The 14,266-nt window shown below is 54.8% G+C and carries 7 protein-coding genes, 2 tRNA genes and 3 rRNA genes; 6 read left to right on the top strand and 6 right to left on the bottom strand.

The window, feature by feature from the left end; all coding sequences use genetic code 11:
* The first annotated feature begins 7 nt into the window (after nt 1–7).
* From KG007_RS09015 to KG007_RS08990, 6 genes are all read left to right on the top strand, one after another.
* Nucleotides 8–1,531 (top strand): 16S ribosomal RNA (locus KG007_RS09015).
* A 101-nt stretch (nt 1,532–1,632) separates the two neighbouring features.
* Nucleotides 1,633–1,706 (top strand) — tRNA-Ile (locus KG007_RS09010).
* Between the two features lie 16 nt (nt 1,707–1,722).
* Nucleotides 1,723–1,796: transfer RNA gene (locus KG007_RS09005), tRNA-Ala, on the top strand.
* 90 nt (nt 1,797–1,886) lie between these two features.
* A 23S ribosomal RNA gene (locus KG007_RS09000) occupies nt 1,887–4,830 on the top strand.
* 111 nt (nt 4,831–4,941) lie between these two features.
* Nucleotides 4,942–5,055: ribosomal RNA gene (rrf, locus tag KG007_RS08995) — 5S ribosomal RNA — on the top strand.
* Together the 16S, 23S and 5S rRNA genes with 2 tRNA genes alongside form the textbook arrangement of a ribosomal RNA operon.
* Nucleotides 5,056–5,331: 276 nt before the next feature.
* A complete protein-coding gene (locus KG007_RS08990) occupies nt 5,332–6,159 on the top strand; it encodes a DNA-formamidopyrimidine glycosylase family protein (RefSeq protein WP_213348294.1) in 828 nt (275 codons plus the stop codon).
* 3 nt (nt 6,160–6,162) lie between these two features.
* Here the strand turns inward: KG007_RS08990 and KG007_RS08985 are convergent, their stop codons facing one another.
* The 6 genes from KG007_RS08985 to infB all read right to left on the bottom strand — a co-directional run bounded on the left by KG007_RS08985 (nt 6,163) and on the right by infB (nt 14,253).
* Nucleotides 6,163–6,558, bottom strand: a complete 396-nt coding sequence (locus tag KG007_RS08985) for a hypothetical protein (protein ID WP_213348292.1) — start codon at nt 6,556–6,558, stop codon at nt 6,163–6,165.
* 460 nt (nt 6,559–7,018) lie between these two features.
* Complete coding sequence (locus KG007_RS08980) at nt 7,019–7,831, bottom strand: M48 family metallopeptidase (RefSeq protein WP_195461995.1); 813 nt, start codon at nt 7,829–7,831, stop codon at nt 7,019–7,021.
* 55 nt (nt 7,832–7,886) lie between these two features.
* Nucleotides 7,887–9,131 carry an alkaline phosphatase family protein gene (locus tag KG007_RS08975; RefSeq protein WP_213348290.1) on the bottom strand — a complete coding sequence of 415 codons (1,245 nt, stop codon included), beginning with the start codon at nt 9,129–9,131 and terminating at the stop codon, nt 7,887–7,889.
* A 56-nt stretch (nt 9,132–9,187) separates the two neighbouring features.
* Entirely contained in the window at nt 9,188–9,817 is a 630-nt protein-coding gene (locus KG007_RS08970) for a hypothetical protein (RefSeq protein WP_213348288.1), read from the bottom strand.
* A gap of 110 nt (nt 9,818–9,927) precedes the next feature.
* The gene (locus KG007_RS08965; RefSeq protein WP_213348286.1) at nt 9,928–11,244 is read right to left on the bottom strand and encodes an acetyl-CoA hydrolase/transferase family protein; all 1,317 of its coding nucleotides are present in this window, start codon (nt 11,242–11,244) and stop codon (nt 9,928–9,930) included.
* Nucleotides 11,245–11,280: 36 nt separating this feature from the next.
* Nucleotides 11,281–14,253 (bottom strand): translation initiation factor IF-2, encoded by a 2,973-nt coding sequence (infB, locus tag KG007_RS08960; protein WP_213348284.1) that lies wholly within the window; start codon nt 14,251–14,253, stop codon nt 11,281–11,283.
* Nucleotides 14,254–14,266: the final 13 nt, after the last annotated feature.

Genomic DNA, 14,266 nt, shown 5'->3' with positions numbered 1-14,266 from the left:
TTTTTATACAATGGAGAGTTTGATCCTGGCTCAGGATGAACGCTAGCGGCAGGCCTAACACATGCAAGTCGAGGGGCAGCACGGGGTAGCAATACTCTGGTGGCGACCGGCGCACGGGTGCGTAACGCGTATGCAACCTACCCATAACAGGGGGATAACACTGAGAAATTGGTACTAATATCCCATAACATCCGGAACGGCATCGTTCTGGGTTGAAAACTCCGGTGGTTATGGATGGGCATGCGTTGTATTAGCTAGTTGGTGAGGTAACGGCTCACCAAGGCAACGATACATAGGGGGACTGAGAGGTTAACCCCCCACATTGGTACTGAGACACGGACCAAACTCCTACGGGAGGCAGCAGTGAGGAATATTGGTCAATGGACGCAAGTCTGAACCAGCCATGCCGCGTGCAGGAAGACGGCTCTATGAGTTGTAAACTGCTTTTGTACGAGGGTAAACCCGGATACGTGTATCCGGCTGAAAGTATCGTACGAATAAGGATCGGCTAACTCCGTGCCAGCAGCCGCGGTAATACGGAGGATTCAAGCGTTATCCGGATTTATTGGGTTTAAAGGGTGCGTAGGCGGTTTGATAAGTTAGAGGTGAAATACCGGTGCTTAACACCGGAACTGCCTCTAATACTGTTGAACTAGAGAGTAGTTGCGGTAGGCGGAATGTATGGTGTAGCGGTGAAATGCTTAGAGATCATACAGAACACCGATTGCGAAGGCAGCTTACCAAACTATATCTGACGTTGAGGCACGAAAGCGTGGGGAGCAAACAGGATTAGATACCCTGGTAGTCCACGCAGTAAACGATGATAACTCGCTGTCGGCGATACACAGTCGGCGGCTAAGCGAAAGCGATAAGTTATCCACCTGGGGAGTACGTTCGCAAGAATGAAACTCAAAGGAATTGACGGGGGCCCGCACAAGCGGAGGAACATGTGGTTTAATTCGATGATACGCGAGGAACCTTACCCGGGCTTGAAAGTTACTGACGATTCTGGAAACAGGATTTCCCTTCGGGGCAGGAAACTAGGTGCTGCATGGTTGTCGTCAGCTCGTGCCGTGAGGTGTCGGGTTAAGTCCCATAACGAGCGCAACCCCTACCGTTAGTTGCCATCAGGTCAAGCTGGGCACTCTGGCGGGACTGCCGGTGTAAGCCGAGAGGAAGGTGGGGATGACGTCAAATCAGCACGGCCCTTACGTCCGGGGCCACACACGTGTTACAATGGTAGGTACAGAGGGCAGCTACCCAGCGATGGGATGCGAATCTCGAAAGCCTATCTCAGTTCGGATCGGAGGCTGAAACCCGCCTCCGTGAAGTTGGATTCGCTAGTAATCGCGCATCAGCCATGGCGCGGTGAATACGTTCCCGGGCCTTGTACACACCGCCCGTCAAGCCATGGAAGCTGGGGGTGCCTGAAGTTCGTGACCGCAAGGAGCGACCTAGGGCAAAACCGGTGACTGGGGCTAAGTCGTAACAAGGTAGCCGTACCGGAAGGTGCGGCTGGAACACCTCCTTTCTGGAGAGTGTGACTATTTCGTCGACAGATAGTCTGCGGTTTTCTCTCAAAATTATCAGTAATTTTTAATGTTATACCGAGTGGGGTTTTCCCGCGGATACAGTCCCGTAGCTCAGTTGGTTAGAGCACTACACTGATAATGTAGGGGTCTGCGGTTCAAGTCCGCACGGGACTACACCGATACAACACTCGGGGGATTAGCTCAGTTGGCTAGAGCACCTGCTTTGCAAGCAGGGGGTCAAGGGTTCGACTCCCTTATCCTCCACACCGAATCGCAAGATTCAACGTACTTTGACATATTTAAGGAGATGAGATAAAGTTCTCACACGGGACAATAGGCCGTGTGGGAAGTTGTAAGAAAGTAAATAAGGGCGTATGGGGGATGCCTAGGCTCTTGGAGGCGACGAAAGACGTGGTAAGCTGCGATAAGTCCCGGGGATTTGCAAACAAGATTTGATCCGGGAATTTCTGAATGGGACAACCCGTCAGGTAGAAGACCTGACACATCGAAAGATGGGCCAACCCTCTGAACTGAAACATCTTAGTAGGAGGAGGAAAAGAAAGAAACATCGATTTCCTGAGTAGCGGCGAGCGAAAGGGAAACAGCCTAAACCGGTTTTGTTACGGCAAAGCCGGGGTTGTAGGACTGCAACATTCAATTAACAATGAACTGGAACGATCTGGAAAGTTCGTCCACAGAGGGTGAAAGACCCGTACAGGTAAGTTCGTTATGCGATAGCAGTATCCTGAGTAGGGCGGGACACGAGGAATCCTGTCTGAATCTGCCGGGACCACCCGGTAAGGCTAAATACTCCCAAGAGACCGATAGTGAACCAGTACCGTGAGGGAAAGGTGAAAAGAACCCCGAACAGGGGAGTGAAATAGAACCTGAAACCATACGCTTACAACCTGTCGGAGCAGCTTCGTGCTGTGACGGCGTGCCTATTGAATAATGAGCCTACGAGTTACTAATCACTGGCGAGGTTAAGTGCAAGGATGCACGGAGCCGAAGCGAAAGCGAGTCTTAATAGGGCGCTTAGTCAGTGGTTGTAGACGCGAAACCTTGCGATCTACCCTTGAGCAGGTTGAAGGTTGGGTAAAACCAACTGGAGGACCGAACGAATAAGCGTTGAAAAGCTTCTCGATGACTTGAGGGTAGGGGTGAAAGGCTAATCAAGCTGGGAAATAGCTCGTACTCCCCGAAATGCCTTTAGGGGCAGCGTTGTAATTAAGAGTCTACTGGAGGTAGAGCTACTGATTGGATGCGGGGGCTTCACCGCCTACCAAATCCTGACAAACTCCGAATGCCAGTAGTATGATTTACAGCAGTGAGCGACCGGGTGCTAATGTCCGGTTACGAGAGTGGAACAACACAGACCAGCAACTAAGGTCCCCAAGAGTATACTAAGTTGATCTAACGATGTTTTGTTGCAGAGACAGCTAGGATGTTAGCTTGGAAGCAGCTATTCATTCAAAGAGTGCGTAACAGCTCACTAGTCGAGCGACAAAGCGTGGATAATAAACGGGCATCAAGTATACCACCGAAGTTCTGGGCACGAAAGTGCGGTAGGGGAGCATTCTATTTGCGTCGAAGCCATTCCGTGAGGATAGGTGGAGCGGATAGAAAAGCAAATGTAGGCATGAGTAACGATAATGCGGGAGAGTAACCCGCACACCGCAAGACCAAGGTTTCCTGATCAACGCTAATCGGATCAGGGTTAGTCGGGTCCTAAGGGTAAGCCGAACGGTGATCTCGATGGATAATCGGTTAATATTCCGATACTAACATATACCTCGATGGAGAGACGAAGGAACGTAAGTGACGCCGCCTGACGGAATAGGTGGTTGAAGGGCTTAGGTATAGGGACAGATTAAGAGTTAGTCCTTGCTGAAACCTGACAGTACAGAGCGGCTACGGCCAATTTGATAGTTCACCCAAGTAGACTTCCGAGAAAATCTTCTAAGTTATAGTATATGTTACCCGTACCGTAAACCGACACAGGTGGTCGAGGAGAGTATCCTAAGGTGCTCGAGTGAATCACGGTTAAGGAACTAGGCAAATTAACCCCGTAACTTCGGGAGAAGGGGTCCCACCGCGAGGTGGGCGCAGCGAAGAGGTCCAGGCGACTGTTTATCAAAAACACAGGGCTCTGCAAATTCGAAAGAAGACGTATAGGGCCTGACACCTGCCCGGTGCTGGAAGGTTAAGAGGGGATGTCATCGCAAGAGAAGCATTGAATCGAAGCCCCAGTAAACGGCGGCCGTAACTATAACGGTCCTAAGGTAGCGAAATTCCTTGTCGGGTAAGNATCGAAGCCCCAGTAAACGGCGGCCGTAACTATAACGGTCCTAAGGTAGCGAAATTCCTTGTCGGGTAAGTTCCGACCTGCACGAATGGTGTAACGATCTGGACACTGTCTCAACCGTGAGCTCGGTGAAATTGTAGTCCCGGTGATGATGCCGGGTACCCGCAACGGGACGAAAAGACCCCGTGAACCTTTACTATAGCTTAACGCTGAATTTGGGTACACAATGTGTAGGATAGGCCGGAGACTATGAAGCGGGTACGCCAGTATTCGTGGAGTCAACGTTGAAATACGGCCCTTTGTGTACTTGGATTCTAACCCTCAAGAGGGGACACCGTTTGGTGGGTAGTTTGACTGGGGTGGTCGCCTCCAAAAGAGTAACGGAGGCTTCCCAAGGTACCCTCAGCACGAATGGTAACCGTGCGTAGAGTGCAATAGCATAAGGGTGCTTGACTGTGAGACATACAAGTCGATCAGGTGCGAAAGCAGGGTATAGTGATCCGGTGGTTCTGTGTGGACTGGCCATCGCTCAAAGGATAAAAGGTACTCCGGGGATAACAGGCTGATCGCCGCCAAGAGCTCATATCGACGCGGCGGTTTGGCACCTCGATGTCGGCTCGTCACATCCTGGGGCTGGAGAAGGTCCCAAGGGTTCGGCTGTTCGCCGATTAAAGTGGCACGCGAGCTGGGTTCAGAACGTCGTGAGACAGTTCGGTCTCTATCTGTTGCGGGCGTAGGAAAATTGAGGGGTCCTGACTTTAGTACGAGAGGACCGAGTTGGACGAACCTCCGGTGTATCGGTTATGCTGCCAAGTGTACCGCCGAGTAGCCGCGTTCGGTTTGGATAAGCGCTGAAAGCATCTAAGCGCGAAGCCATCCCCAAGATAAGTTTTCCCTTGAGGGGCGTAGGAGACTACTACGTTGATAGGCTGCAGGTGTAAAGACAGTAATGTCAAAGCCGAGCAGTACTAATTACCCGAACGACTTTTTTACATCAATTCTTTATCTCATTTCCCTGATATGTCAACTCATACCGAGTGCGACGGATTGTGATGGTCTAAAAGCATCACTCGCATGGCTTCGATAAATTGAAGCAACGTTCTTTTAGGTGGTTATAGCAGTGAGGTTCCACCTCTTCCCATTCCGAACAGAGAAGTTAAGCTCACTAACGCCGATGGTACTGCGGTTTTCCCGTGGGAGAGTAGGTAGCCGCCTCTTCAAGGTCAGATCGAAAGGTCTGACCTTTTTTTATGCCCTACTTTGAGGTGCGGCCTTCCCTTGCTGAAAGGCTGCATTTCTTCAACCCCGCTCCTGTATCCAGGGCCGGGGTTTTTGGTGTTTGGCGGAAGGAAGGGGCTCTGTCGCTACTTTGTTTCCCGATGCCGCGGCAAGAGCCGCCTAACGTCTCTGGAACTAATGGGCTTGCCATAAGATAATTCCGGGATGATTGGGATTTTGGCCTTTGATTGTTATCTTTGTTCAAAATCCAGGCTTATGATCGAAATCCCCGAATCGAAAACCGTTGCGCGACAGGTGCGTGAAACCTTGACAGGGCGTACTATAACCGATGTGTTCAACGCTACGCATCCGCACAAATTCACTTGGTATGCGGGTGATCCGCTCGAATATCCGAAGTTGCTGACTGGACGGAAGATCGTAGGCGCGGAAGGTTTTGGTGCATATGTCGAGATACTTCTTGAGGACGATATGCGCCTTGCCGTGTCGGATGGGGTGAACCTGCGGCTTTACAGGCCCGAGGCTGAGATCCCGGCCAAATACCAGTTGCTTCTCACGCTCGACGACGGAAGCTTTCTGGTATTCACCGTCGCGATGTATGGCGGCATTATCGCTTTTCGGGGCATTTTCGAGAATCCCTATTACCTGGGTGCGAAGACGAAGCGGTCGCCGCTCGATGCGGAGTTCGACGCCGAATACTTCCGGCGCATGCTCGCTGGCGTGAAACAAAACCTCTCGGCCAAGGCTTTCCTGGCTACCGAACAACGTATTCCGGGGCTTGGCAACGGTGTGTTGCAGGACATCCTGTTCCGGGCTGGGATACATCCTAAGCGCAAACTCGCTGCATTGGGCGACGGGGACGCCGAACGGCTTTTCGGGACGGTAAAAAGCCTCCTGACGGAGATGACCGGCCGGAACGGGCGCGATACGGAGAAGGACCTTTTCGGGAATTACGGAGAATATGCCGTGTTGCTTTCACGCAATACCTGTGCGGAGCCTTGTCCGGTCTGCGGCGGATCAATCGTCAAAGAGGCTTATTTGGGCGGCGCAGTCTACTATTGTCCCTGTTGCCAGCCGTTGAAATAGTCCTTACTCTTCATTCGAAAAATACCGCCAGGTGTGCCACCGGCTGTGCAGCCCGCAATGGGAACAATAGAGTTTGTAAAGCCCCTTGCTGTGTTTGCGCACACGCAGGTTGCGGGTGTGGCACTGCGGACAGCGGGAAGTGTTGAGCCTGTGCTCGTAACACTGGAAAATCACGAGGTTGAACAGGCTCAACAGGATGCAGACGAATCCGATTCCCTCTTCATCGCCGAGGAAGATCGGAAAGAGACAGCCGACCAGTACGATGATCAGTACGACGAGGCCGATGCCTTGGATGACTTCATTGGGAAGATTGCGTACCCGCCACATCGGACGTGTGACGAGGATGCCTGTAACGGCAGGCACAAAGCAGATTGCAAAAAGCAGGACGTGGGCTTTCATAGATGTATGTACGCCTGTCCCGCAGCGTCTGGGAAATTAAGTTCGAATTCAGTCAGGGGAAATAAAAAACGTGGGACAAAACTCTGATTTGCTTTCTGAGGCTCTGGAATAACCTGTGCAACCAAATACAGAATGAAGCCCACGTTAGAAACGTGAGCGTCAAACTTCATTCCTTGGTTGCTCTTAAAATTTTCCAGATTTTCAGAAAGCAAGGTACAAAGCTAACGCTTTTTATATGTGTGCGCCGTCGCTTTTCGTGCGGATTCGGCACTTTTTATTGTATTACTGCGACTTTATGGATTATTCCATAGGCAATTCAGTTGTTAGTGACGCACAAATATATAAAAAACATCCGAAATTCCGGATGTTTTTTTGTCGTGTATTTGTCGTGTTGTGTGCGGAAGGCCTTCTCCGGGAACCGGTTGCCGCCGGGTGTAGCCGGGCGAACAGGCCCCTGCGGCTATTGATTCTGTTGTGCAGCCGAGTAGGCGTCGGCTTTCTCCTTCATGCGGGCTGCCCGTTTTTCGCTGTCGGGGTGTGAGGAAAACATCTTCTGTACGGTAGAGGCTTTTGCACCCTTGGAGAGTTCGACCAACTTGCTGAGCGAATTGGCCATGCCGTAGGGGCTGAATCCATGTTTTACGCAAAATTCGAAACCGTGCTCGTCCGCTTCGTACTCCTGTTTCTGTGAGAACTGTGCGTCGGTGAAGGCCGTTACGATCTCGCCCAACTGCGATTCGCTGAGCTTGGCCAATGTACTGCCTTGGGCGGCTCCGGCGGCATTGCGGGCAGCGGAGGCGAGGTAGGCGTTCTTGATGGCGTGTTTCGTGTCGGCATGTACGACATGGCCGATCTCGTGACCGATGATGGCCATCAGTTCATCGTCGTCCATCAGGTCCATCAGGGCGGCGAATACACGGATCGAACCGTCGCCGCAGGCGAAAGCGTTGACATCCGTCACGAGGTAAACCTTGAAGTTCAGCGGCAGTCCTTCGGCATCGGTGATACCCTCGGTCAAGCGCTTGAGGCGCGCTCCGTAGGTCGTCGTGTCGGCGGCAACGGGGTTGTGGGCGTCCATCCATTCGACGGATTCGCGGCTCAGGCGGGCAATATCCTCGTCGCTGAGCGTAATGGCCGTAGCTACGTCTTTTCCGGCGTTGAGCAATTTGCCGGCGTCGATTTTCTTACCGCCGATCTTGAACTGTGCGAAAGCCCCTGCAGGGCAGGCTGCGGCGATAACTGCCGCAGCAAATAAAAAGAAAAGTTTCTTCATGTTAATCCTGTTTTCAGTGTGGCAAAGATAATAAAAACATCCGGATTCGGAGCGTTTACTGCTCGCGGAACATGCGTTTGACGCTTCGCCAGTCTCCGTCGTTCGGCGCGGGTTCGATGCCCAGCAGGCGGCAAAGGATAAGGTAGATGTTCTGATTCTGGAACGATTGCTGGCGGAACCCGGTGCGGAATGCCGGTCCGGAACCGTAAAAGACCATGTGCATGTCGCGGTCGCGGTTGTCGAATCCGTGTGTGCCGCGTTTGCGGACAGGTCGGTCCTGGGGGGCGTAGTCGAGTGTCCAGCCCGTTTCGGGGATCAGGACGAGGTTCGTGAGCCTTGAGGGGTGTCGGCCGTAACAGAAGCGGCGGGGCATCTTTTCGCGTTCCCAGACGCCGATGTGTCCCGTCCGGCGCAGGATGCGCAAGGCTTCGCGGACATACTCTTTGCGGACCTCGATGCCGAAGGGCGTTCCCGGGACAGTACGTACGACTTGTGTGGAGTCCAACAGCCCATAGAGGTTCAGATAGCGTTCGGGTGCGAGTTCGGCCATGCCGTGATCGGCCGTGACGATGAAATTGATGCGGTCGAAGACGGGCGAACGGCGGATTTCGCGGAAGAAGTAGCGCAGCACGGAGTCGATGCGTTCGGCTTGCGCCACGGCCTCGGGCGATTCGGGACCGTAGGTGTGCATCGCAGCGTCGGGCTGTTCGAAATACCACATCACCAGTTCCGGGATTTCGGCTTCGGGGCGTGTCATGGCGTCGATGACCCAGTCGGCGCGCTGGTAGTAGGAGGGCTTCGACGAATAGCGGGTCCAGACTGTCGCCTGGCGGCCGTTGACAGGCACTTCGCTGCCGGGCCACATGAAAATGTTCGCCGTGAGACCCTGCCGCTCGGCGGTGTTCCAGATCGGTTCTCCGCCCCAGAATCCCGGGATTTTCACATCTTCGGCATCGAAAACCGAGAGTTTTCGGCCCTGCATCTTGTCGAAGAACGAGTTGTTGACCACGCCGTGGTGGTCGGGATGCAGTCCCGTCGCCATGGCGTAGTGGCTCGGGAACGTGTTCGACGGATAGACCGGGAAAACCTCGGCGTACGTGCCGACACGTGCCAGCGAGTCGAGCGTCGGGGTGTGGCTGCGCGAAGCGAGGTCCCAGCGGAAGGCGTCCATCGAGAGGATGACGACATATTGTTTCTCCTGCGGCGCAGCCGAAGCGGGGTAGCGGCCCGGCGTGCGGGTTGCGGCGCAGCTCCCTGCCGTGAGCGCTGCCATAAGGAGAATATAACTGTAATTTTTCATCGTTCGATGGATTTCCCCTGTTTCCGGACAGGGCGTTCCGTCCGGAAATCATGTATTTACATATAGTCGGATACGGTTTGTTTTTTCTTACCCTTGGCATCCTGTTTTTCCTGCTTTGCTCGTTGTTTGGTAAGCCAGGGCGATGCCGGTTCGATTCCCGTGTAGATCGTGTAATTATAGATGTTGTAAGATATGTCTTGCGTTTGGGCAATGGCTTTGTCCTTGTCCGAGGTCGCTTTTATTTCCTGGGTATGGACGCTCAGCTCGATCGTAAACCCCTCGAAATTGAATTGGTACTTTTGCAGATTGTGCGAATTCGTTTCAACCAGGTTTTCTCCGTGATCCTTGGCGAAGGCGAGCAGTTCGTGAAAAGTGTCGTCTTTGTAGAAAAGTACATCGATAAATGCAATGCCGTCCGTTCCGTTCTGGATCGTAATCTGGTAGTTGTCTTCCTGGGGACGGTAATTTCTGGACATATTGTTCAGGGCGACCAGCGTGGCCTCGGTTTTATCGAGAACAAAGCCCCTGCCCAGGACCCATTGATTTTTGTTGCTGTTGTATTTGAATCGGTTTTCACTCAATTGCTCATCCGACCAAGAGAGGAATTTTGAATAGGGGAATACCGTTTGCGCCAGAACCGGGATGCAGAACAGACACGGCAGAATTGCGATGAGTAGTTTTTTCATGGAGAAGTCAGTTTAGGCCGGTGAGTAATAAAACAAATATAGTTAAATATAATGTATAAAAAAAGTCTGTTTTATTAAAACAGACTTTTTTACGAATAGCATCGGGCTGATTATTTCATGTATCCCTTGATGTAGTGGTGATGCTCGCCCCAGCGCTCGAAAGCCGCACGGTCCAGTTCTTCCTGTGCCGAGGGGTGTGCGATCGAAATCAGCAGGCGTGCGCGCTCCTGAAGGGTCTTGCCGTAGAGATCGACGGCGCCGAACTCCGTTACGAACCAATGGATGTGGTTGCGGGTCGTCACGACGCCGGCTCCGTCCAACAGCGTCGGGCAGATTTTCGATACACCCTTGTTGGTAATCGAAGGCATGGCGATGATGGCCTTGCCGCCCTTCGACAGCGAAGCACCGTAAACGAAGTCGATCTGACCGCCTACGCCCGACCAGAATTTCGTGCCCAGCGAGTCGGCGCACACCTGGCCCGTCAGGTCGACCTGAAGTGCCGAGTTGATGGCCGTCATGCGATCGTTCTGCGAGATGATATAAGGATCGTTCGTGTAGCCCACGTCCATCATCAGTACACCGGGGTTGTCGTCGATGAAGTCGTAAACTTCTTTCGAACCCATCAGGAAGGTCGAGACCATCTTGCCCGGGTCGGTCTTTTTGGCTTCGCCGTTGATTACGCCCGAACGTACCAGCGGCAGTACGCCGTCGGCGAACATTTCGGTGTGGATACCGAGGTTCTTGTGGCCGCCCAACTGTGCCAGCACGGCGTTGGGAATGGCGCCGATACCCATTTGGAGCGTTGCCCCGTCCTCGATCAGCGCGGCACAATGCTTACCGATGGCCGTCTCGACTTCGTTCGGCTCAGAGAATTTGGCCTCGATGAGCGGGGTGTCGTCCTGGACGAAGAGGTCGATCTTCGACATGGGGATCATGGCCTGGCCGAAGGCACGCGGAACGTGTTTGTTTACCACGGCGATCACGTGGTCGGCGCACTCCACGGCAGCCAGCGTTGCGTCTACCGAGGTTCCGAGCGATACATAGCCGTGTTTGTCGGGCGGGCAGACCTGAATCATCGCCACGTTGCACGGTACGGCTCCGCAGCGGTACAGACGCTGCGTCTCGCTCAGGAAGATGGGAATGTAATCGGCATAGCCGCTCTGCGTTACCTTGCGGACGTTCGAGCCTACGAAAAACGAGTCGAGCTGGAAGACGCCTTCGAATTTGGGATCGGCGTAAGGTGCGGGACCTTCCGTGTGCAGGTGATGGACATGTACGTCTTTCAGTTCACCGGCCTCGCCGCGTTTGCACATGGCGTTGATCAGGCACTGAGGAGCCGATGCCACCGAACTCAGGTGGACGTGGTCGCCCGACTTGATGACCTTGACGGCCTCTTCCGCAGTTGTAAAATGGATTGGGTTAGTCATTACTGCCAAAAAATTGTAAGTAGTTAGTTTTATGTGTTACTTGCGTTTTACTTCCACCTGTTCGTATCCCTCGACGATATCGCCGACGCGGATGTCGTTGAAAGATTCGATGTTCAGACCGCAGTCCTGGCCGATCACGACCTCTTTCACGTCGTCCTTGAAACGCTTGAGCGAACCCAGCTTGCCGGTGTAGATGACGATACCGTCGCGGATGACGCGGATCGGGGTCGAGCGTTGCAGCTTGCCTTCGCGGACCATACATCCGGCGACGGTTCCGACCTTCGTGATCTTGAAGATTTCGAGTACTTCGACCGAAGCGACGATCTCCTCCTTCATCACCGGTTCCAGCATGCCTTCGATAGCGTCCTTGATGTCGTTGATGGCGTCGTAGATGATCGAGTAGAGGCGGATTTCGATCTCCTCCTTCTCGGCCAGTCTGCGGGCCGAAGCCGACGGACGTACCTGGAAGCCGACGATGATGGCGTTCGAAGCGGCGGCCAGCAGCACGTCGGACTCCGAAATCTGTCCCACGGCGGCGTGGATGACGTTGACCTGTACGGTCTCCTTCGATAGCTTGATCAGCGAGCCGGACATAGCCTCGATCGATCCGTCCACGTCGCCCTTGACGATGATGTTCAGTTCCTTGAACGAACCGATGGCGATGCGGCGGCCGATTTCGTCGAGCGTCACGTGCTTCTGGGTCATGATGCCCTGCATGCGGGCCAACTGTTCGCGCTTGTTGGCGATTTCGCGGGCCGAACGGTCGTCGTCCATGACGTTGAACGTATCGCCGGCCTGCGGGGCGCCGTTCAGGCCCAATACCTGTACGGGCGTCGAGGGTCCTGCTTCGTCCACCTTCTTGCCGTTCTCGTTGAACATGGCCTTCACGCGGCCCGTGTAGGTTCCCGAGAGGATCACGTCGCCGACGCGGAGCGTGCCGCTCTGCACCAGGATCGTCGATACGTAGCCGCGGCCCTTGTCGAGCGTCGACTCGATGACCGTACCCTGCGCCTTCTTGTTGGGGTTGGCTTTCAGGTCGAGCATCTCGGCCTCCAGCAGCACTTTTTCGAGCAGTTTGTCGAGGTTCATGCCCTTCTTGGCCGAAACCTCCTGGTCCTGGTATTTACCGCCCCACGACTCCACGAGGTAGTTCATCTGCGAAAGCTGCTCCTTGATGTGGTCGGGGTTGGCGTTGGGTTTGTCGATCTTGTTGATGGCGAAAACCATCGGCACGCCTGCGGCCTGCGCGTGGTTGATCGCCTCGATGGTCTGCGGCATGACGCTGTCGTCGGCCGCAACGATGATGATGGCAACGTCCGTAACGGCTGCGCCGCGTGCACGCATGGCCGTGAAGGCTTCGTGGCCCGGGGTGTCGAGGAAGGTGATCTTCTGTCCGTTCAGCACCACGCTGTAAGCGCCGATGTGCTGGGTGATACCGCCGGCCTCGCCTTCGATGACGTTGGTTTTGCGGATGTTGTCCAGCAGCGAGGTTTTACCGTGGTCGACGTGTCCCATGACCGTTACGATCGGCGGACGCGGAACGAGGTCCTCCTCCTTGTCTTCGGTTTCGTCGGCGATAGCCTCCTGAATCTCCACGGAGACGAATTCGGTCTTGTAACCGAACTCTTCGGCAACGACCACGAGCGCTTCGGCATCGAGGCGCTGGTTGATCGACACCATCAGTCCGAGGTTCATGCAGGCCATGATGACCTCCGTCGGCGAGACGTTCATCATCGTCGCCAACTCGCTGACGGTCACGAATTCCGTGACCTTGAGCGTCGAACGTTCCATTTCTTCGCGTTCGAATTCCTCGTTCATGCGCTCGGCGACGGCTTCGCGCTTGTCCTTGCGGTATTTCGAACTCTTGCTCTTGGCTCCCTTGGCCGTCAGGCGCGCCAAGGTATCCTTTACCTGCTTCGAAACTTCTTCGTCGCTCACTTCGGGGCGCACGATGGGCTTCGGCGGCAGGTTCTTGCCTTTGTTGCGGCGGCCTTCGCCCGGACGGGGCTGGTTCTGGCCCTGTCCGCCGCGGTTCTGGCCGGGGCCTCCCGGGCGGTTGCCGTTGTTGTTCTGTCCGCCCGGACCTCCCTGGCCCTGACGGTTGCCGCCGCCCTGCGCATTGCCCTTCGGGGCTTTGCTGACATCGACTTTCTCCTTCTGGAGACGTTTGCGTTTGTGCTTGCCGCCTGCGACGAAGCCCGACACGTCCATCGTGCCGAGCACCTGCGGACCTGCGAGGGTCACGGTCTGGGGGCGGAAGATATTGTCTTTCGGAGCCTCGGCCTTCGGCTCTTCGGCAGCGGGCGCGGATGCTGCCTGCACGGCCGGAGCCGCCTGCTGAACGGGCTTGGGAGCGGGGGCTGCGGGAGTCTCTGCGGCCTTGGGCTGCGGGGCCGGGGCGGGAACTTCCGCCTTCGGAGCCTCCTGCGCGTGGGCCGGGGCCTTCACGGGAGCCGGAGTTTCGGCCACTGCGGGTTTCGGGGCCTCGGCAGGCCTGGGCTGGGGAGCCGGAGCGGGCGCCGGTTTCACGCCTTCGGGGGCTTTCGGAGCCTCCTCCTTCACGGCCGGGGCCGGAGCGACCGGCTGGGGCGCAGGCTTCACAGCCTCGGGTTCGGGTTTCGGCTGGGGAGCCGGAGCGGCCTTGGGTTTGGGCGAGAGGTCGATCTTGCCGAGGAATTTCGGCTGCTGGATTTCGTCCTTGACGCTGATGACGTTGCTTTTGATGACAACCTCTTTCTCTTCCTCGCGCTCCTGCTTCTTGGCTTCTTCGAGGGTTACGGTCGTCTGCTTCAGGGAGATGCGTTCGCGGATCGAATCGCGTGCGCCGGCAGCGCTGCGATTTGCCCCGAATTCCTTCTCCAGAACGGCATAAGTGTCCGTGTCGACCAGTGTGTTGGGCGACCCGTCGCTCTTGATGCCCTTCTTTTGCAGGAAGTCCGTGATGGTGTTCAGACCAACGTTAAACTCCTTTGCAACCTGAATGAGCCTTAATTTTCTTTCATTACCCATATCTGTCTCTTTT

Origin of the sequence: Alistipes montrealensis, from assembly GCF_018362775.1 — a bacterium.
Lineage (GTDB): Bacteria > Bacteroidota > Bacteroidia > Bacteroidales > Rikenellaceae > Alistipes > Alistipes montrealensis.
Note: the sequence above shows the minus strand (reverse complement) of the source record. Positions and strands in the feature narration are given on the sequence as shown.

Coding starts and splice junctions, on each gene's coding strand:
- KG007_RS08990 (WP_213348294.1), top strand. CDS start 5,332: ATGATCGAAATCCCCGAATCGAAAACCGTTGCGCGACAGGTGCGTGAA.
- KG007_RS08985 (WP_213348292.1), bottom strand. CDS start 6,558: ATGAAAGCCCACGTCCTGCTTTTTGCAATCTGCTTTGTGCCTGCCGTT.
- KG007_RS08980 (WP_195461995.1), bottom strand. CDS start 7,831: ATGAAGAAACTTTTCTTTTTATTTGCTGCGGCAGTTATCGCCGCAGCC.
- KG007_RS08975 (WP_213348290.1), bottom strand. CDS start 9,131: ATGAAAAATTACAGTTATATTCTCCTTATGGCAGCGCTCACGGCAGGG.
- KG007_RS08970 (WP_213348288.1), bottom strand. CDS start 9,817: ATGAAAAAACTACTCATCGCAATTCTGCCGTGTCTGTTCTGCATCCCG.
- KG007_RS08965 (WP_213348286.1), bottom strand. CDS start 11,244: ATGACTAACCCAATCCATTTTACAACTGCGGAAGAGGCCGTCAAGGTC.
- infB (WP_213348284.1), bottom strand. CDS start 14,253: ATGGGTAATGAAAGAAAATTAAGGCTCATTCAGGTTGCAAAGGAGTTT.